18 protein-coding genes are annotated in these 18,960 nt (G+C 38.6%); 13 read left to right on the forward strand and 5 right to left on the reverse strand.

Annotated features, from left to right (window positions below; translation table 11 throughout):
• Positions 1-7: 7 nt before the first annotated feature.
• Positions 8-565 carry a GNAT family N-acetyltransferase gene (locus tag ACT6XC_RS00080; protein ID WP_443740403.1) on the reverse strand — a complete coding sequence of 186 codons (558 nt, stop codon included), beginning with the start codon at positions 563-565 and terminating at the stop codon, positions 8-10.
• Between the two features lie 189 nt (positions 566-754).
• On the opposite strand from ACT6XC_RS00080, the gene ACT6XC_RS00085 reads away from it, so the two are divergent.
• Genes ACT6XC_RS00085 through ACT6XC_RS00095 form a run of 3 tightly spaced genes read left to right on the forward strand, consistent with a single transcriptional unit; the run spans position 755 to position 3,897 of the window.
• Entirely contained in the window at positions 755-2,659 is a 1,905-nt protein-coding gene (locus ACT6XC_RS00085) for an OPT family oligopeptide transporter (RefSeq protein WP_443740404.1), read from the forward strand.
• Positions 2,643-3,002 (forward strand): PqqD family peptide modification chaperone, encoded by a 360-nt coding sequence (locus tag ACT6XC_RS00090; RefSeq protein WP_443738313.1) that lies wholly within the window; start codon positions 2,643-2,645, stop codon positions 3,000-3,002. Before ACT6XC_RS00085 ends, ACT6XC_RS00090 begins: the two co-directional genes overlap by 17 nt.
• Positions 2,995-3,897, forward strand: a complete 903-nt coding sequence (locus tag ACT6XC_RS00095; protein ID WP_443740405.1) for a hypothetical protein — start codon at positions 2,995-2,997, stop codon at positions 3,895-3,897. Before ACT6XC_RS00090 ends, ACT6XC_RS00095 begins: the two co-directional genes overlap by 8 nt.
• A gap of 50 nt (positions 3,898-3,947) precedes the next feature.
• Here ACT6XC_RS00095 and ACT6XC_RS00100 read toward each other — a convergent pair whose 3' ends face one another.
• A complete protein-coding gene (locus tag ACT6XC_RS00100; protein WP_078930928.1) occupies positions 3,948-4,190 on the reverse strand; it encodes a hypothetical protein in 243 nt (80 codons plus the stop codon).
• 17 nt (positions 4,191-4,207) lie between these two features.
• Between ACT6XC_RS00100 and ACT6XC_RS00105 the strand changes: the two genes are divergently transcribed.
• The 4 genes from ACT6XC_RS00105 (at position 4,208) to ACT6XC_RS00120 (ending at position 8,955) form a co-directional block, all read left to right on the forward strand.
• The gene (locus ACT6XC_RS00105; RefSeq protein WP_443738315.1) at positions 4,208-4,927 is read left to right on the forward strand and encodes a M15 family metallopeptidase; all 720 of its coding nucleotides are present in this window, start codon (positions 4,208-4,210) and stop codon (positions 4,925-4,927) included.
• 194 nt (positions 4,928-5,121) lie between these two features.
• A complete protein-coding gene (pyrF, locus tag ACT6XC_RS00110; RefSeq protein ID WP_443740406.1) occupies positions 5,122-6,066 on the forward strand; it encodes an orotidine-5'-phosphate decarboxylase in 945 nt (314 codons plus the stop codon).
• Between the two features lie 24 nt (positions 6,067-6,090).
• Positions 6,091-7,899: a dihydroorotate dehydrogenase gene (locus ACT6XC_RS00115; protein ID WP_443740407.1), complete on the forward strand. Its 1,809-nt coding sequence runs from the start codon at positions 6,091-6,093 to the stop codon at positions 7,897-7,899.
• A 168-nt stretch (positions 7,900-8,067) separates the two neighbouring features.
• Positions 8,068-8,955, forward strand: coding sequence for a 1-acyl-sn-glycerol-3-phosphate acyltransferase (locus ACT6XC_RS00120; RefSeq protein ID WP_443738318.1), 888 nt, complete (start codon positions 8,068-8,070; stop codon positions 8,953-8,955).
• Positions 8,956-9,021: 66 nt separating this feature from the next.
• On the opposite strand, the gene ACT6XC_RS00125 is transcribed toward ACT6XC_RS00120, so the two are convergent.
• The 3 genes from ACT6XC_RS00125 to ACT6XC_RS00135 all read right to left on the reverse strand — a co-directional run bounded on the left by ACT6XC_RS00125 (position 9,022) and on the right by ACT6XC_RS00135 (position 12,954).
• Complete coding sequence (locus tag ACT6XC_RS00125; RefSeq protein ID WP_443740408.1) at positions 9,022-11,007, reverse strand: M3 family oligoendopeptidase; 1,986 nt, start codon at positions 11,005-11,007, stop codon at positions 9,022-9,024.
• Between the two features lie 30 nt (positions 11,008-11,037).
• Entirely contained in the window at positions 11,038-11,889 is an 852-nt protein-coding gene (locus ACT6XC_RS00130; protein WP_443738320.1) for an undecaprenyl-diphosphate phosphatase, read from the reverse strand.
• A gap of 201 nt (positions 11,890-12,090) precedes the next feature.
• Positions 12,091-12,954 carry an alpha/beta hydrolase gene (locus tag ACT6XC_RS00135; protein WP_443740409.1) on the reverse strand — a complete coding sequence of 288 codons (864 nt, stop codon included), beginning with the start codon at positions 12,952-12,954 and terminating at the stop codon, positions 12,091-12,093.
• Positions 12,955-13,229: 275 nt separating this feature from the next.
• On the opposite strand from ACT6XC_RS00135, the gene ACT6XC_RS00140 reads away from it, so the two are divergent.
• From ACT6XC_RS00140 to ACT6XC_RS00165, 6 genes are read left to right on the forward strand one after another with little or no spacing between them, the layout of a single operon-like run.
• Entirely contained in the window at positions 13,230-13,943 is a 714-nt protein-coding gene (locus ACT6XC_RS00140) for a 5'-methylthioadenosine/adenosylhomocysteine nucleosidase (RefSeq protein WP_443740410.1), read from the forward strand.
• 46 nt (positions 13,944-13,989) lie between these two features.
• Positions 13,990-14,472 carry an S-ribosylhomocysteine lyase gene (locus tag ACT6XC_RS00145; RefSeq protein WP_443738323.1) on the forward strand — a complete coding sequence of 161 codons (483 nt, stop codon included), beginning with the start codon at positions 13,990-13,992 and terminating at the stop codon, positions 14,470-14,472.
• A 27-nt stretch (positions 14,473-14,499) separates the two neighbouring features.
• Positions 14,500-16,113: a DUF1538 domain-containing protein gene (locus tag ACT6XC_RS00150; protein WP_443738324.1), complete on the forward strand. Its 1,614-nt coding sequence runs from the start codon at positions 14,500-14,502 to the stop codon at positions 16,111-16,113.
• Positions 16,110-16,778, forward strand: coding sequence for a P-II family nitrogen regulator (locus ACT6XC_RS00155; protein ID WP_443738325.1), 669 nt, complete (start codon positions 16,110-16,112; stop codon positions 16,776-16,778). Before ACT6XC_RS00150 ends, ACT6XC_RS00155 begins: the two co-directional genes overlap by 4 nt.
• A gap of 11 nt (positions 16,779-16,789) precedes the next feature.
• Positions 16,790-17,893 carry a GGDEF domain-containing protein gene (locus tag ACT6XC_RS00160; RefSeq protein ID WP_443740411.1) on the forward strand — a complete coding sequence of 368 codons (1,104 nt, stop codon included), beginning with the start codon at positions 16,790-16,792 and terminating at the stop codon, positions 17,891-17,893.
• 13 nt (positions 17,894-17,906) lie between these two features.
• Positions 17,907-18,950, forward strand: coding sequence for a biotin--[acetyl-CoA-carboxylase] ligase (locus tag ACT6XC_RS00165; RefSeq protein ID WP_443740412.1), 1,044 nt, complete (start codon positions 17,907-17,909; stop codon positions 18,948-18,950).
• Positions 18,951-18,960: the final 10 nt, after the last annotated feature.

An 18,960-nucleotide genomic window follows, 5' to 3' on the forward strand; every position in this document is an offset into this window, starting at 1 on the left:
AAAACTCTTATTTGACAGATTTTAGCATGACAATTCCGTCTGAAGCGCTTTTCTTTAATGACGGAAAAAAGTCTTTGATTGTGCGGAGTTCTTTAAATCCCAATTTTTCGTAAAGGTGTTTTGCACCGTGCCATTCTTCGTTTACAAGAAGAATAATTTGTTTAATTTGAGGAAACGCTCCGCAAATTGAATCCAGGCAGCCGGTTAAAAATGGTTCTGCGAGTTTTTTGCCCTGAAAAGCCGGCAAAAGTGCAAATGAAGAAAAATATAAAACCGAGCCGTTCGGATCGTGTGTTTTTTCGGCGGAATGTCCGAGCATAAAAATACTGTCTGTTTGAGGAACGCAAGACCAAATTTCGCTCGTAAAATAACCTGCGGTAAGAGGTTTGCCGTTTTCGAGAACGGTTTCCGGAGAATTGTCAGAAAGAAGCAGGAATCCTTCAGGAAAAACACGGAGGCGCTCTTCAAATGTTGCTTGTTTTTCTTGAATTGCTGGAATAAATGCCGCATGTTCAATTTTTAAAATGTCCAGAATATCAAAACTTTTAGCAGGAAAAATCTTCATAATTGAATTGTACAGGAAAAAAAAATTTGTGCAAACTGACGAAAAACGACTTTTTAAAATTATTTAACGCCAAATTGTGATATAATATTCAGGTTCTGTTAAAATTCATTTTGTGTTTTTTCAGGATGCGAGATTTGTTGTTATTACGTTTTACAAACCGCATTTTTCAAATTTTTTAAGGAGATTCCGATGGCTGAAAGTTCCTCAGAATTCAAACCCTATATTCCGGCTGACAAAATTACTCCGGAATTCACAATCACATCAATTTTAACCGGTATTATCCTTGCGATTGTTTTTGGTGCTGCCAATGCGTATTTAGGTTTGCGCGTTGGAATGACAATTTCCGCTTCCATTCCGGCGGCTGTTATTGCAATGGGTATTACACGAATCATTTTTAAGAAAAATTCTATTCTTGAAAGCAATATGGTTCAAACTATCGGTTCTGCAGGTGAGTCGGTTGCTGCAGGTGCAATTTTTACAATGCCGGCTCTTTTTCTTTGGGCTAAAGAAGGTTTAATCAACCAGCCTAGCCTTCTTACAATTTCTCTCATTACTCTTTGTGGTGCTATTTTGGGCGTTTTGTTCATGATTCCGCTCAGAAATTCAATTATCGTTCAGGAACACGGCACTTTGCCTTATCCAGAAGCTCAAGCTTGTGCCGAAGTTCTTTTGGCTGGAGAAAAGAAAGGTTCCGATGCTAAGGCTGTTTTTTCTGGAATGGGAATTGCTGCCGCATTTAAATTTATCATTGACGGAATTAAGGCTGTTGAAGGCGTAATCGCTGTTCCTCTCAAGGCTTTTAGGACTGAATTTTCTGCCGAAATTTATCCTGCTGTAATTGGCGTTGGTTATATTTGTGGATACAGAATTTCATCTTTCCTTTTTGCCGGAGGTTTGCTTGCCTGGTTTGTAATGATTCCGTTGATTGTTGCTTTTGGCGGAAATACTGTTTTGTTCCCGAGCGACATTGGCGTTTCTGAACTTTATGCTGCTGGCGGTGCTGGTGCAATCTGGTCTAAATATGTGCGTTACATTGGTGCAGGCGCTTTGGCCGCTGCTGGAATTATCAGTCTTGCAAAATCTCTTCCGTTGATTTGCAAAACTTTTGCAAGTGCAATCAAAGGTTTGAAAAGTTCTGCTGCTTCTGATAACAGCGAAAGAACTTCTCAGGAAATAAGCATTAAGGCTGTAATAATCGGCATTGTTGCGATTGCTTTTGCAATTTGGATTCTTCCTCCGATTCAAGCTGGAATCGTAAGTGCTCTTTTGATTATTATTTTCGGATTTTTCTTTGCAACTGTTTCTTCAAAAATGGTTGGACTTGTTGGTTCTTCTAACAATCCAGTTTCTGGTATGGCAATTGCAACTTTGTTGATTTCGACAATCCTTCTTAAAGTTTCTGGCGACACTGGTGCTCACGGAATGGTTAGTGCAATTACAATCGGTGCTATCATCTGTGTAATTGCTGCTATTGCCGGCGACACTTCTCAGGACTTGAAAACTGGTTATATTCTTGGTGCAACTCCTAAAAAGCAGCAGATTGGCGAATTAGTTGGCGCGATTATCTCTGCATTGACGATTGGCGGAGTTTTAATTTTGCTGGATTCGGCATGGGGCTTTGGTTCAAAAGAACTTGCTGCTCCTCAGGCAACTTTGATGAAACTTGTAACAGAAGGCGTTATGAACGGAAACCTTCCTTGGAGCTATGTATTTATTGGCGCTGCTTGTACAGTATTGTTTGAACTTTTAGGATTGCCTTCTCTTGCCGTTGCAATTGGTATTTATCTTCCAATTGAACTTACTGCTCCAATTATGCTCGGTGGCGTTTTGCGCAGACTTATGGATAAAAAGAACAAAACTCAGTCAAGCGAAAGTTCAAAAGGCGTATTGTTCTGCTCAGGTTTGATAGCCGGAGAAGGTTTGATGGGCGTTCTTCTTGCAATTTTGACAGTTGCAGGCATTGCAGACAAAATCGGTCTTGGCGGAAATATTCCTGCTGGCATAAGACTTGCCGGTTCGGTTATTCTGCTTGTTGCGCTCGTTACTTTGATTGTTTGTCATAACCGTTCGGCAAAAAATGAAAAAGCAGAATAAAAAACAAAGCCAGAATCTTTTAGATTTAGTTCCTCGTCAGTCGAAAAAATACAGATTTGAAGTTGACGAAGAAGGCAAAGTTACAGTTTTTGTGGAAAACAAGGGATTTTTCAATCTTGCTGCACAAAAACTGTTTAAAAAACCGAGGTTTACCCAAATTCACCTTGAAGAATTTGGAAGTTTTATCTGGCAAAAAATTGATGGAAAAAGAACCGTCAAAGAAATTGCCGATTTATTGCATGAAAAATTCGGCGAAAAAGCGGATCCTCTTTATCCTCGAATTTCTGTGTACGTAAAAACTTTAGTAAATTACGGTTTTGTTGAATTTCCGGCTTATGAATAACCCCTGTGTTTGTTATCATTTGCCGGGGCTTTTTGAATTTTACGAATTATATAAGGCCTTTCTGCCACTTTTTTTTGAGCATCGTGAATATTTTTATGACTGGTGTAAAATTGGTTCAATTTACGGTGCTCCTGCCGATTGCATTTGGGGTGGCGGAAGGGCTGGTTTTGGCGAAAATAATTCCGGTCAAATTTTAGAATTATTGCAGAAATATGGAATTTCTGTCCGCCTCACTTTTAGCAATTCACTTTTAAAAAACGAACATCTCCTAGACAAAAAATGCAATCAGCTTTGCGCGCTTTTTGAAAAAAGTAAGAATGTTCAAAACGGAATCATTGTTAATTCTGAAATTTTGCTGGATTATCTTAAAAAAAATTATCCGGATTTCTATTTTGTTTCTTCAACTACAAAAGTAATAACCGATTTTGACAAATTTTTGGCTGAATTAAACCGAAAGGATTTTGATTTTGTTGTTCCGGACTTTCGGCTAAATAAAAATTTTGCACAACTTGAAAAGTTAACTGACGAACAAAAGAGCAAGGTTGAATTTTTGTGCAATGAATGTTGCTGGACCGGCTGCAAAGAACGAAAAATCTGCTACGAAAACGTAAGCCGCAAAAATTTGGGTGAAAATTGTCCAGATTTTGTCTGTAAATCTCCCGGCGGAAACAAAGGCTATGTTTTTTCTAAGGCAAAAGAAAATCCTTCTTTTATTGGAATTGAAGATATAAAAAATAAATATGTTCCGATGGGGTTTTCTAATTTTAAAATCGAAGGTCGCGGACTTGGAAGCGCAATGATTCTTGAATTTTTGCTTTATTACATGACAAAACCGGAAGCGCAGCTGCAGGTTCGGGAAAATATTTATTTGGACAGCATGCTGGATTTATTTTGAAGCGCACTTCATTTTTGATTTTTTTTGCAATAGAATGTCGGAATGTTTTTTTACGGATTTAAAAGTTGAAGAACTTCGATTGAGTCGCGGAGTGGCGAAATTCCGAGCATGGCTTCGTTTACGAGTTGGCCGTAACTGTAAAAATGTTTTGCCGGAAGAAATTCTTCGCCAAAAGAAATGTAGGATTTTCCGGCATTGTCGATTCCGTAGTCGAGTTTGTAGCGGTTTCCGCGGTAGAGAAGTTCCATTTCTTTTTTAACTTCGATGTTTTTTCTAAAAACTGTTTCTTGCATGGAAAAATTATAACAAAATGAAAAAAAATTTAATATTGTTGAACTTTGTTTTTATTTTTAGTTTTTGTGTGGCGCAGGATTTTAATCCAATTGAATCTGAATTTTCTTTGAATAAAGCGGAAAAAATTGAATTGAATGAAGATTTTGTTTTGGAAAGGGAATTTTACGTTTCTAAAATCAGTGATTCTGTTTTTGAAAAAATAAATGGAAAAAGTTTTAAGAAGAACTGCACATTTCCGCGCGAAAATTTGCGGATCCTTCATATTTTGCACAAGAATTTGTCCGGAAAAACTCTTGAAGGCGAATTGATTTGTAACGAAAAAATTGCAGAAACTCTTTTGAAAATTTTTAAGGAACTTTATGTTTCTGATTACCCGATTGAAAAAATCTGCTTGATAGATGAATACGATGCCGATGACGAAAAAAGCATGGCGGACAATAACTCGTCTTGTTTTAATTTTAGGTTTATAAATTTTACAAAAAAAGTGTCAAAACATGGTTCCGGACTTGCGGTTGATATAAATCCTCTCTACAATCCGTGCGTAAAAACCGTAAAAGGAAAGATTAGCGTTGAGCCGGCGAATGCTGTTGATTTTGTGGACAGAACTAAAAATTTTTCTTATAAAATTGACCATCGCGACCTTGCCTATAAAATTTTTACAAAAAATGGTTTTGAATGGGGCGGAGACTGGCAGGGCGTAAAAGATTATCAGCATTTTGAATGGCCAGGAGAATAAACCGCGTTAAGGATGGAAGCCGCATAGCGGTTCGGACACGCTTGCGTGGCTGAACGGAAAAATTGCAGAGCAATTTTATAACGCGACAGCCTGCCCGGAATCCTGGTTCAGGGTTCCGGAACGCCCATTCTTTAAATCATATCGAAAATTTGCTAAACTATTTATGTTTTATTTTTTTGAACGAGGTATTTTTTATGACTCACAATATGCAGATTTTACAAGAAGCTGCGGCAAAATATGGACCTCTTTGCGTTGGTCTGGATACTGATCCTTCTTATATTCCGGCTCCGCTTTTAAATGTTTTTGGTTCTAAGACTGATGCGGTTCTTGCTTACAATAAAGAAATCATTAAAAGGGTTGTTGCTGAAAAATCTGCCTGCTGTTTTAAAATTCAGATTGCTTATTATGAGGCGATGGGACTTGAAGGCTTAAAAGTTTATGCAGAAACTATCAAGGCTGTGCACGAAGCGGGTTTTATTGCAATCAGTGACATTAAGAGGGGCGATATTGCCGATACTGCAAAAGCATACGCACGCGCTCATTTTTCTGGCGAATTTGAAAGTGACATAATTACTGTAAATCCATATATGGGTTTTGATACTTTAAAGCCTTTTACCGAATATTGTGCGCCACATACTGCCGAATCAAAAGTTGCAACTGGTTCAAAAGGAATTTTTGTTCTTTTGAGAACTTCAAATCCTGGAATGGTTGATATTGAGCAGCAAGAATTAAAAAATGGCGGTCGTGTTCTTGACCGTACTGGAAGCGAATTAAAGAGAATTGCTGCTGAATTTGAAAAAAATTATCCTGGACAGACTTGTTCGCCGGTTGGTGCGGTTGTTGGCTGTACAGAAGAAAGCGATGCCCGTGCTCTTCGCAATGCTTATCCTGAAATTTTCTTTTTGATTCCTGGATATGGCGCTCAGGGCGGGGCTGCAAGAATTGCGGCTACTTTGCTCGATAAGGCCGGCGGTACTGTAAATTCAAGCCGCGGTATTTTGTGCGCATGGAAAAAGGCTCCTGAGCTTGCTGATAAAGTTGAAAGCGGAAATCTCTGTTTAAAGGAAATTGCTGATGCTGCAGGAAATGCCTGTATTGCTGCAAAACTTGACCTGCTCAATGCAAAAAACAGTCTTTAAGGTTTTATAAGCGAGGTTAAAATTATGTCGGAAATAAAAAATTGTGCTGGAGAAACGTATCCTGTTTTTGCTACAGGTAAGGTAAACGGCTGTTCAATCGTGCAGTCTGCTGTTCCATACGGAAGCGTCTGGTATTTGAAAGTGAATGTGATGGGAATAAACGGCGGAAATGCGATTGCTCCAAATCCCGGTCAGTTTTATATGTTGCGCTCTGTTCGTTCGGGACTTTTGCTCGGCCGTCCAATTAGCGTTTATAATTCGCGCAGAATTTCTGACAACAATGTTAGCATTGAATTTTTAATTCTCTTAAAAGGAACTGGAACTAAAGAGCTCATTACTCTTGAAAGCGGAGATGGAATTGAACTTCTTGGTCCTCTTGGAAACAATTGGCCGGTTCCTGCTGAAAACTCAAAAGTGTTGTGTGTTGGCGGTGGAGTTGGAGTTGCGCCTGTTGCAGGTTTTGCAATAACTCTTCCTAAAAAATCCTATGATTTTGTTGCCGCATTTAAAAGCGGTTCTTATGGACTTGATTATATTTTTCCAGAAAAACTTACGATTACGACAGATGACGGTTCGCTTGGAATCAAAGGAATGGTAACTGCTGCGCTCGACAGCGAAAGCGTAAAAAAATACGATGCGGTTTATGCCTGCGGTCCTACGCCTATGCTTGCAGCGGTTCAAAAAATTTGTGCCGATGCTGGTGTAAAGTGCTGGCTTAGTATGGAAAATAGAATGGCATGCGGTGTTGGCGCGTGTCTTGGCTGTACAATTCACACAAAAGAAGGAAATAAGCGCTGTTGTAAAGAAGGTCCGGTTTTTAATTCTGAAATTTTGGATTTTGCGAAAATTGATTCGCCTGTAACTTCTCAGAGAATGGCAAGACGCGAACCGCTTTCTAAAAACGAAGAACCAGATTTGAGTGTAAAAATTGCCGGAGTTGAATTTGCAAATCCTGTTTTTGCCGCGAGCGGAACTTTTGGCTACGGAATTGAATATTCGACCGTTCTCGATGTTGATTCGCTTGGCGGAATTTGTTCAAAAGGACTTACTTTGGACGGTCAGCCGGGAAATTTTGGAGTTCGCCTGATTGAGACTCCAATGGGACTTATAAATTCTATCGGACTTGAAAATCCTGGAATAAAACACTTTATCGAAAACGAATTGCCGTTAATGCAGAAATTTAAGGCAAAGACAATTGTCAATTTGAGCGGAAAAAGTCTTGAAACCTATGTTGAAGGGGCAAAATTGCTGGATAAAACAGACGCTCCGATGATTGAATTGAATATCAGTTGTCCGAACGTAAAAGCCGGTGGTATGGCGTTTGGAATGGAACCAAAAGCCGCGGCATCTGTTGTGGAAGCTGTTCGCAAAGCAACAAAAAAGCCGCTTATGGTAAAACTCAGTCCGAATGCGCCTGATTTGATTGGAGTTGCAATGGCTGTAAAAAGTGCGGGCGCTGATGCAATCAGCCTTGTAAACACTTTTCAGGCAACGGCAATAAACATTGAAACTGGTCGTCCTTGTTTTGAAAATATCCGTGCTGGTTTTTCGGGACCTGCTGTAAAACCAATTGCTCTTCGCATGGTTTATGATCTATGCCTTGCAATGAATAAACTTCCAGAAAACGAAAGAATTCCTGTAGTTGGGCTCGGTGGAATTTCGTGCTGGCAAGATGCTGTTGAATTTATCATGGCAGGAGCAAGTGCTGTAGAAGTTGGAACAGCAACTTTCGGAAATCCGCTTGTAATGACAGAAATCGTAAAAGGAATCAAAAATTTTATGGCAAAAAAAGGTTATAAAACGCTTGATGATTTTAGGGGTTGTGCGCTTTAATTTTGGCACGCTTTTTAGAATTCTGACTGTCCTTGCAAAAATTGTACTTTGAAACTAGAATTAAAAAACGACATTTCTGAATTTTCAATTGTTCGGAAATGTCAAAAATACTTAAAAAAAGGCAAAGATGCCGGCTTTGGCGAGCCTATACTTTATTGAGAGGAAAAAATGGCTTCGATTCGTGAACGCTATGGTGATAAGTTTAAAGAACTTGCAAATTTTTCGCACGCTGCTGCAAAAATTGATACTACAAATGTTTATCAAAAAGCGAACCCTAACACAAAAAAACTGATGGATAAGTTGATTTCGGACAATATGGCAGAAGGAAGCCGTCTTGAGGGTGTAGAAAACTTCAAGGCTTTTTTGGCTGCGATTAAGTCTGGAAAAAGCGGACTTATCTTGATGGAACATTATGCAAATACCGATTTGCCTGGTCTTATCTGGCTTCTTGAGAATTCTGACGATCCTGATTGTCGCGAACTTGGTGGTAAAGTAGTTGCCATTGCAGGAATGAAACTCAACGAAGCAGACCCAATGGTTCGTGCTTTTGCCGAAAGTTTTACCCGCGTTGTAATTTATCCGACACGCTCACTTGATTCTGCTACAAAAACTGCCGCTTCTCAGGAAGAAATCGAGGCAGAAACAAAAAAGGCCCGTGCAATCAACCTTGCCGCAATGCACGCAATGGACAAATGCAAGCGCAACGGAGAAGCGATTCTTGTTTTTCCTTCAGGAACCCGTTATCGTCCTGGAAAACCAGAAACAAAACGTGGCCTAAAAGAAATCGACAGTTATCTGAGAATGTTCGACGTTATGCTTTTGGTTTCTATTGACGGCATGATTTTAAAATTCAATCCAGACAACATGAACGATATGCTCGCCGATGAATGTGCCCCAGCGGTTTGCGTTTACAAGGCAAGTCCTGTAATCGAATGTAAGCCTTTCCGTAAAGAATATCTTGCTTCTTTGCCGGAAGACTGTCCAGATCCAAAACAGGCTATGATCGACCACGTTATGGAATATCTTGAAAAACAGCACGACGAAATAAAAAAATAAGTGCCAGTTAAAAAACGCAGAACTTCCATGCTTTTATAAAGCAATTTTTGCTTTGGAAGGTCTGCGTTAATTTTTTTTATTCAGAATTTCGGCACGCTGTAAAAGTCCCATTTTTTTTTCGGTTTTTGCCGGAATTTCAGTTTTTTCTGCCGGACTAGATTCGTAAACGGTTTTTGGTGAACTTCCTGCTTTTACTGTTACGGCAGTTGATTTTCCTTTGCAAAGTTCAATAAATTCGCTGATTCTTGAAGAATAGAATTCAATTCCAGACTTCCAAAAATCTATGCTTGTAATGTCAAATCCTGCTTTTTTGCACAATTCCTCGCAGTTCATGCTTCCTGTCAAACTTAAAATTTGCCTGTAAGTTTCTGCAAAACTTTTTCCTTCTTTTAAATATCTTTGATAAAGCGCAACCGCAAAAAGCTGTCCAAACGCGTACGGAAAGTTGTAAAAATCAAGGGCTGTCGAATAATAATGGCTTTTTACCGCCCACATATATTCGTGGCGTTCGGAATTTAAGCCTTTTCCGTAAGATTTTTCCTGAGCTTCGCGCATAATTCTGCAAAAATCCTGAGCGTTTAATTCTCCTTTTGCGCGTTCTTCAAAAACATTTTTTTCAAAATAAAAACGGCATAAAATATCGACAAGAACCTGGCTTACGTCCTGTAAATCGAGATCTAAAAGTTGCAATCGGTCTTTTTCGCCACATTTTTTGAGCATATCCTGTTTTACGATTGTTTCTGCAAAGGTTGAAGCAGTTTCTGCAAGCGTCATTGGATAACTGAAAAAATCAACGGATTTTCCTTTTAAGCAGGAAAAATGGTATGCATGGCCGATTTCGTGGGCAAGCGTTATAATATCGCTAAAACTGCCTGTAAAATTTGTCATGATTCTGCTTTGGTGTCCAAGTGCAAAATCTTCATCGTATGCTCCGCCGACTTTTCCGGGGCGGACTTCTGCGTCAATCCAGTTGTTTTGGAAAACTTTCTTTGCAAAATTCCCCATATCTTCCGAAAAACTGCTGTAGCGTTCGATAACATAATTTTCGGCTTCTTCAAAGGTCCAGGTTTTTGAAAGCAGGGAATTTTCGTTTTCGGTTTTGTCTTGTTCTAAAACTTCCATTGGCGCAAAAAGGTCGTAAAAAGCCAGTCCTTTTTCTGCTTTGCCGTTTATGTATTTTGGCGTGCTTGCCGTAAGGTTGTTTTTTCGTAAAAAATCTGCCTTTGCGTTAAAATATTTTCGCCACTCTGGAAGACTTTTTTCAATTGCCTTAATCAAGGCATTTAGCGTTTTTTTATCCATTCGGCTCGAAAAAAGAGTGCGGTCAACTGGTTTTTTCCATTTTCGCTGCTTGTTGAGGGTTAAAGTTTCGCCTTTTAAATTATTCAGGCAGGCGGCAAAAGCGATTTCGTTTTGTTTTAAGAGCGAAAGTTCTTTTTCGTAGGAAGATTTTCTTAAGTTAGAATCTGCCGAATAAGCGTCGTTTCTAAGTTCGTTAAAAGTTTTTCCGTCTGCGTCTTTTAGATTTGAAATTATTTGTTCGTGCAGTCTATCCCACGCATCTCCTCCGGTGCGTTGTAAAGAACCTGCCAAATTTTCTTCTTTTGCGGACATTTTATGCTTTGATTCTGCAATTTCTTCTTCGATTAAAAAACTTTGTTCGCGATATTCTGGAAACCTCTCAAAAAAATCATCGAGTTTTTTAGAATTTTTTACGAGAATTGTCTTAAAATCAATATCGATTTTTTTCAGGCGGAGGGCGAGTTCATCAATTAAAGAAATATTGTTTAAAAAAGCGGTGTTTGTTGTATCAACTGAATAAACTATGTAAGCGTAGGCTCCAAGGCTTTGAGAAAGTTCGAGAACTCCTTTTTTTGCGTCAAGAAAACCCTTTAGCCAAAAGCAAAAATTAAACCGGCTGGAAGTTTTTATAAGGTTTTCGAGTTTTTCCATGCCAGTTTTGTAATTATCAAGAGCCGATTTATATTCGGGACTTTCGATAGAAGAAAAAATTGAATCTAAATTCCATCTAGGCGCATTTAATTTACTCATAGAATGAGTTTAACACAAATTCATCCTATTTTAAAAGAAAATCAAACCTGCAATTCCAAGAGGAATTAAATAAGCTGCGAACCATTCAAGTTTGCCTTTTTTGATCAATTTCATTAAAAACACGAGAGAAATATAACCTGCCACAAAAGCCGAAACAAATCCAAAAATAACAGGCAAAAGTCCTACAGAAGAACCAAGTTCTCCCAAATCCTTTGCTTCGAGCACAAATGCTCCCAAAATTGCTGGAATACTTACGATAAAAGAAAATTCTCCTGCGCTTTGGCGGTCAATTCCTGCAAGTTGCGCTCCAGCAATTGTTGAACCTGAACGGCTGATTCCCGGCAAAGTTCCAATTCCCTGCATCAAACCGATAAAAAGCGACTGAAAAATGCCGATTCCCTTTTTGTCGCTGCTCAAAACTTCGGTACCACGGCTTTTTTTCTGCCAGAAACTGCTAAAAATTAAAAGTGCTGCCGTAACAAGAAAACCTGCACAGGTAAATTTAATCGGCATTTCTGGAATCAGTTTTGAACTTAAAATTCCCAAAATTCCTGTCACAAAAGTTGCGCAAATAATCGCAACAATTGTTTTTCGACCGAGAATGTCGTTTCCAGAAAGCAAATCTTCTGGATCGTTGTCAGAATTTAGCGGCTGGCGTGCAATCCAACGTCCAAAGCAGCATAAAAGTTTCCAGATTTTTGCACGAAAAAAAATAACAACGGCAAGCAAGGTTGCAAGATGAAGAATTACATCGTACAAAAGAGGCACATTGTCCAGGTTAAAAAGAAATTGAGCTACGGCAAGGTGTCCGCTCGACGAAATAGGCAAAAATTCAGCAATTCCCTGTAAAATTCCAAGCAAAATCGACTGCAAAACTGACATTTTTTAGATCTCCATATTGTTTTGGTAACTCTAAAAGCAAAAATTTCAGAGGCATTCTTATTTTATAGAAAAAAAAGTTTTTTGTTTAGGCAAATTTAATTTTTATTTTAGTCGGGCGGCTTTTTACTTCGCTTTGCTGCGTAAAAACCGGGCTATTCGCCATTATCATTCTAAAAAAGTCGGGTAATTTACCCGACTTTTTTAGAACGCCTTCGGCGTGGCTACTATCCCTGCCGCAGATGTTATAAAATTGACAAACATTTGTGGCCAAATTTGTGCCGGCGTGTCTTCTGCAAGCGCAAGTCCGTGTTCACCTTCTTTAAAAAGATGGTATTCAAATTCAATTCCGGCATCTTTTAGGCTTTTTGTAAAAACCAATGTATTTTCTGCTGGAACTGCCTTGTCTGTGCGCGTGTGCCAGACAAAAGTTTTTGGAAAATCTTTGGAAATGTGTTTTTCGAGAGAAACAACATCTCGAATCAGTTCTTCAGAATTTTTGTTTTCTGGATTTTGAGTGAATGTTTTCTTGCAAATTTCAATTCGTTCGTCCTCCGTTAAATTTTCGGTTAGACGCTGGATTGAGCCTTCGTGACAAATTTTTTTGTCGGCAGAAATTACCGGATAGCAAAGGCATAGCGCGTCTGGACGGATCTGCTCTGGCAGTAAAATTTTACCGTCGAGAGTAAGATTTTTCAAAAGAGGAGTGTTCCAGAAACAGCCAAGGCTTGCGCAAAGGTGTCCGCCCGCGCTGAATCCGCAGAGGTAAATTTTTTGAGGATCGATATTCCATTCATCGGAATTTTTTTTAATAAAAGCAACCGCTCTTGCCAGGTCAAAAAGTGGTTCAGGAAATTTGAACGGTGCAAGTGTGTAATAAAGTACTGCCGACGAAAATCCCAAGGAATTCCAAAAAAGAGCAATGGTTTCCTGTTCTTTTTTTCCGAAATGATTGTAGCCACCACCTGGAACAACCAGAATAAAAGGATTTTTTTTCTGATTTTTTAAAATAAAAGGAGCAATACTGGCCTTTGAAGGTGGACATAATTCAATTTTTTCGTGATTCATAATAATATTATAAAAAACGGTTTAAAAAGAAAAAAGGGCTACTGAAGGAGGAAAAAAGTAGCCCTTTGTGAATCGTTTTTGTTATATTTCTTGCTGCTGATAATAAAATATAACTTTACAGGATTTTATGCAATTGAGTTTTAAGAAAAATTACTGAAAAATCGCTAAAATAACGCATTTTTTATGAAAAAGGTTGAAAATCTTGCGGTTTTATTGAAAAATACTTGAAAATTTTGCGGTTTTTACGCTAATTTGAAATTCATTGGAGGCTAAATATGGAAAAAATTGGAATTATTGGTGCAATGCAAATTGAAATCGACTGGCTAAAAAAATTAATGGCAAAAGAAGGTTCGGCAAAAACTATTTGTGCTGGCGGTCTTGATTTTGAAACTGGAAAAATTCACGGAAAGGAAGTTGTTGTCGTTCGTTCCGGAGTTGGAAAAGTGAACGCTGCATTGTGCGCTCAGAGGCTAATTCTTCAGTTTAAATGTACAAATATAATCAATACGGGAATTGCTGGAGCTATGGCTGAAGGACTTGGTGTTTTGGATTTTGTAGTTTCGAGTGATGCAGTTTATCACGACATGGATGCAACAGGATTTGGTTACAAAATCGGTCAAATTCCGCAGATGCCGGTTTATTCGTTCGAGGCAGACAAAAAAATGGTTCTTGCTGCAAAAAAAGCATTTGAAAATTGCGAAGAATCAAAGGACCACAAAATGATTGAAGGAAGGATTGCCACAGGCGACCAGTTTATTTCTGAAAAATCGCTCAAGGCAAAAATAGCGGAAAATGTTTCTCCTGCGTGTGTTGAGATGGAAGGATGTGCAATTGCTCAGGCTTGTTGGCTCAACAAAACGCCTTTTGTAATTATCCGTTGCATGAGCGATATGGCGGATGATTTAAGTTCAAATGGTTATGAATTTAATGAGGGAATTGCCGCTCAATTGAGTGCTCAGGTAGTTGAAAAACTTATTGAAGCAATATAAAATCGCGCTATTAAAGCTTTTTTTCTTTATTAAGGGGCATTTCTAAATGGAATTAAAAAAATACAATGTAGACAGTTTTAATTTGGATCACAGAAAAGTGGTTGCCCCTTATGTTCGCGTCGCTGCAAAAAAACAGGGCGAAAAAGGCGACGTTGTAACAAAATTTGATGTGCGTGTTTGTCAGCCAAACAAAGAATTTATGAATACAGGCGCCTTGCATACAATGGAACATATCATTGCTGAATATTTGCGTGATGAAATTCCTGGTGTAATTGATTTTTCGCCAATGGGCTGCCGCACAGGTTTTTATCTTACTGTCTGGGGCGATGTTGATGAAGAATACATTGCAAACCATTTAATCCCTGTTTTTAAAAAAGTTATTGACTGGACTGGCGAAATTCCAGCTGCCAACGAAATTCAGTGCGGAAACTACCGCGACATGGATTTGGAAGGTGCAAAAAAATTCGCAAAAAATTGGATTGAGGGAATCAGCAAAAAAGGTTGGAGTGCTTTTCCTGACGGGCTGTAAAATTTTTTCCGCTGGGGGTCTACTTAAGTGAACTTTTATCTAAAACTTAAAGAGACTATTTTTTCTGTAGCGCCAATTATGCTTTTGGTGCTTTTATTGGGTGTAACGATTGCACCTTTGGGTGGTCAGCTTTTGCTTCAGTTTATGCTGGGCGGAGTTATGGTCATTATAGGACTCGCCATTTTTCTTTTGGGCGTTGATATTGGGATTATTCCCGTCGGCGAGCGTAGTGGAGCAGCCCTAACTTCAAAGCGGAATTTACCGCTTCTTTTGATTGCCGCATTTTTTATCGGTTTTATCGTAACAATTGCAGAACCGGATATTCAAGTTTTGGCAGATCAGGTTCGTAAAATTGAATCTTCTGTTTCAAAATGGGGATTGATTATTGCGATTGCAGCAGGCGTTGGTCTTTTTGTTGCATTGGGAATTATGCGCGTAATTCTTTCAATTCCTCTCAGATTGATTTTAATAATTTCTTATATAGCAGTTTTTGGTCTTGCTGTTTTTGCGCCTCAGGCTTTGCAAGGAGTTGCTTTTGACTCTGGCGGAGCAACAACTGGTCCAATGACAGTTCCGTTTATTTTGGCGCTTGGCGTCGGAGTTGCGGCTGTTCGTAGAAAAACTCTTCAGAATTCTGAAAAAAACTCCATGGACAATGACGGAAGTTTTGGTCTTACTGGAATCGCATCTATCGGTCCAGTTTTGGCAGTTATTATTTTTGCGATTGCAATTTCTAAAATAAATGGAGGAATCGGAGTTGCTGAAAGCGTTGATTCTGGTTCTGAAGAAGAGATTGCTGTCGGACTTTCTGTTGTTTTTGCACATCTTCCAGCAATTGCAAAAGAAGTTGTTTCTGCGCTGGCTCCTTTGGCGGCAATGGCAGTATTTTTTCAGATTACGCTTATAAAAATGCCACCAATGCAGGTTGTCCGCATGATCCGTGGTTTTGTACTGAGTTTTATTGGTCTGGTTATTTTTTTGGGCGGTGCTCAGGGCGGGTTTATGCCTGTCGGTCAGGAACTTGGAGTTTTACTTGGAAAACTTGCCGCAAATTCGGGCGACGTTTTGATTTCGAGTACAAGCAACGGAATAACCAAAACTCTCTTTGTAATTCCTAAAATTGTCGGTCCGATTGTCCTTATTTTAATCGGCTGTATTTTTGGAGCAGTTGTTGTTTGCGCTGAGCCTGCGGTTTGGGTTTTGACGGATCAGGTTGAAGAAATTTCTGGTGGAATGATTCGAAGAAAAGTAATTCTTGTTGCGTTGAGCGCCGGAGTTGCAATTTCAATCGGAATTTCAATGGCGAGAGTTTTATATGGCTTTAGTCTTTGGTTTATTCTTCTTCCTGGATATGTGATTGCGCTTGCGCTTTCTTTTTGGTGTCCAAAACTTTTTACAGGAATTGCTTTTGACTCTGGTGGAGTTGCAAGCGGACCTATGACAAGTACATTTATTCTTTCTCTTACGATTGGCGTAGGTCATGCAGTAAATGCAGGTTCTGCGAGCGAAGCATTTGGTGTAATTGCTCTTGTTGCAATGACTCCTCTTATTGCAATTCAAATTCTTGGAATTGTATTTAAAGTAAAAACAAATTCTCATAAAAAAATGGAACAAACTGAACTTCTGGAGGAAAAGGCATGAATTCATTTAAATTATTTTTCAGCGTAGTTCCTCACGGAAAAGGAGAAAAACTTACTCGCGCTGCAATGGAAAGTGGTTGTCGTGGTGGAACCGTTTTAATGGGACGTGGACTTGCAAAAACAAATCTTGCGGCAATTCTCGGTCTTGGTGAAAATTCAAAAGACGTGATAATGATGGTTGTTGAAAAATCGGTTTGCGAGTCTGTAAAAAATGCGATTCAAACAGCGACTTCAAAAGAAAAAAGGCATTTTGGCGAACTTTTTAGTGTTGGAGTTGATTCGCTTTTAAAGGGTGGAAATATCATTGAAAATTCAAATGCCGCTGATGAAAACATGGAGGAAGACGTTATGAGCACACAAAATGAAATGATTACAGTAATTGTAAATAAAGGTTATGCCGACGATGTAATGGCTGCCGCCAGACAGGCAGGTGCAGGTGGTGGAACAGTAATAAATGCGCGTGGAACTGCAAAAGAAACAGACGAACGTTTTTTTGGAATGCACATTGTTTCTGAAAAGGAAATGCTTGTAATGGTTGTTCCGAGCGACAAAAAGCAGTCGGTAATTTCTGCAATCCGTGAGCTAAAATGTTTGAAAGATCCTGGAATGGGAATCGCATATTCTGGAAAAGTCGAAGATTTTGCACTTTTAGGAAAAGCGAAGTAAAATTAGCATTGATGAAAAATCTTTATAAACAGGTAAAGACGCTCATATTAAGAAACAGGGTTTCTGACTTTGAGTACGATTGTGTTAAAACTGAAACTTATCAGACAAACCTTTCGATGCTTGGAGTCTGTTCCCTTGTTGGTTGCGTTCTTTTTTTTGTTTTAGGAATTGTCGGAATTTTTTTTAATTCGTTTCCAAATGCAGGAACAATTGTCTATTTTGCGGTTTTTGCCGTAATGCTGTTTATTTTTATTTCATCAATAAAGATTTCTCAGGAAAAATTAAAGCTTGCAGTACCGCTTCTTTATGTTTTTATATGGACTTTAAGTGTTTTTACAGGTTTTCGAGGAATTTACGGAAACACTGGTAATTATTCGGTCATGTTTGTCGTTTTGGAATTTGCAATTCCAGTTATTTTTATTGATAGAGTTTCGAGAATGTTTAGAAATACAGGCTTGCTTGTGTTTTTGAATACGATTTGTACAATTCTTTTTAAAGACGTAAAAATTGCCCGAATTGACATCTTTTACATGTGGCTTTTTTACGGATTAAGTTTTATTCCATGTTTTTATCTGACAAAAATCCGTGTCCGTGAATTTTTTTTAAGGCAGATTATTGAAAATCAACGCGATACTGATGAATTGACTGGACTTTCAAACAAGGCGGCATTCATTCGTTCGACAAAAAAATATCTTAATTCAACAAATACTGGAATTTTAATAATGCTTGATTTGGATTATTTTAAGCAGATAAACGACACTTACGGACATTTTGTTGGCGATAAAGTTCTAAAAAAAGTTGCGGTCTGCATTCAGAAAGTGTTCCGTTCTTCCGATGTAATGGGACGTTTTGGTGGCGATGAATTCTTGATTTTTATGGTTGGTGCAAATCAAAAAGATATTGCAAGGATGCGTTGTGAACAACTTTTGGAATTGCTGAATAAGACTCCAGTTTTGACGGACGATCCCGAAAATTCTGGATTTATACAGTCGAGCATAGGTTTTGCGGTTTTTGAAGATACGGATTTTGAGACGCTCTTTAAAAATGCGGACACCGCCTTGTACGAAGCCAAAAATTCTGGAAAAAACAAAGTCTGCTGTTTTGAAAATTACTAAAACTTGTAAAAAAATGAGCACAAAAGAAAAAATCATTTCAATTTTGAATTCGGATTCGTTAAAAAACGATTTTATTTCTGGCGAAGAACTTGCATCGCGCTGTCAGGTGAGCCGTGCGGCTGTTCACAAGGCAATTTCTGTTCTTCGTGAACAGGGTTTTTTAATCGAGGCTGTTACAAATAAGGGGTATAAACTGGAAAGTATCCCTGACAAAATTGATTCTGATTTTATCGAAAAAGAAATTTTAAAATGTGGCGAAAAATGTAAAATTCTTGCTTTTGATGAAATTGATTCGACAAATTTGGAGGCAAAAAGACAAACAGCCGACAAAGAACTTAACCGCGTGCTTTTTGTTGCCGGAAGACAGACGGCAGGACGCGGAAGAATGGGGCGGACTTTTGTTTCGCCTGCAAATTCAGGAATTTATTTTTCGCTTGTTTATAAACCTGTTACCTGCATAAAAAATCCTGCTTTTTTGACAGCGGCTGCGGCAGTTGCTGTAAGCAGGGCAATAAAATCTCTTTATGGAGAAGATTGCAAAATAAAATGGGTGAATGACGTTTTCTTGAAGGGTAAAAAAATCTGCGGAATTTTAACCGAGGGTGTTACGAATTTTGAAACCGGCACAATCGACGTTGCCATTGTCGGAATCGGAATAAATGTGCGGAACAGCGGTTTTGATGAAGAACTTTCAAAAGTTGCAGGCAGCGTTGAAGAAATTATTGCCAGAGAAGGTAAATCCGTTCCAAAAGTAAGCCGGAATCAGATTGTTTCGGAAGTAATTTCTAATCTTTTAAAAATTTACGATTTTTATTTTGCAGACGATAAGCAGGAAATCAAAAGAACTATGGACGAATACAGAAGTCGTTCTCTTTTGACTGGGCTTGAAGTTTGTGTTAATCCAATTGCGGGGCTTGAAGGAAAAATATACAAAGCTAAGGTTCTTGATGTAACGGACGAAGCGGAACTTTTGGTTTTGACGGAAGATGGAATTCAAAAAAAATTGTTTTCTGGAGAAGTGAGCCTAAAAAGTTCAAATTTTACTAATCCAAGCTGAAAAATTATTT

It is taken from the genome of Treponema berlinense (assembly GCF_052273165.1).
In the GTDB taxonomy this organism is placed as follows: domain Bacteria; phylum Spirochaetota; class Spirochaetia; order Treponematales; family Treponemataceae; genus Treponema_D; species Treponema_D berlinense_A.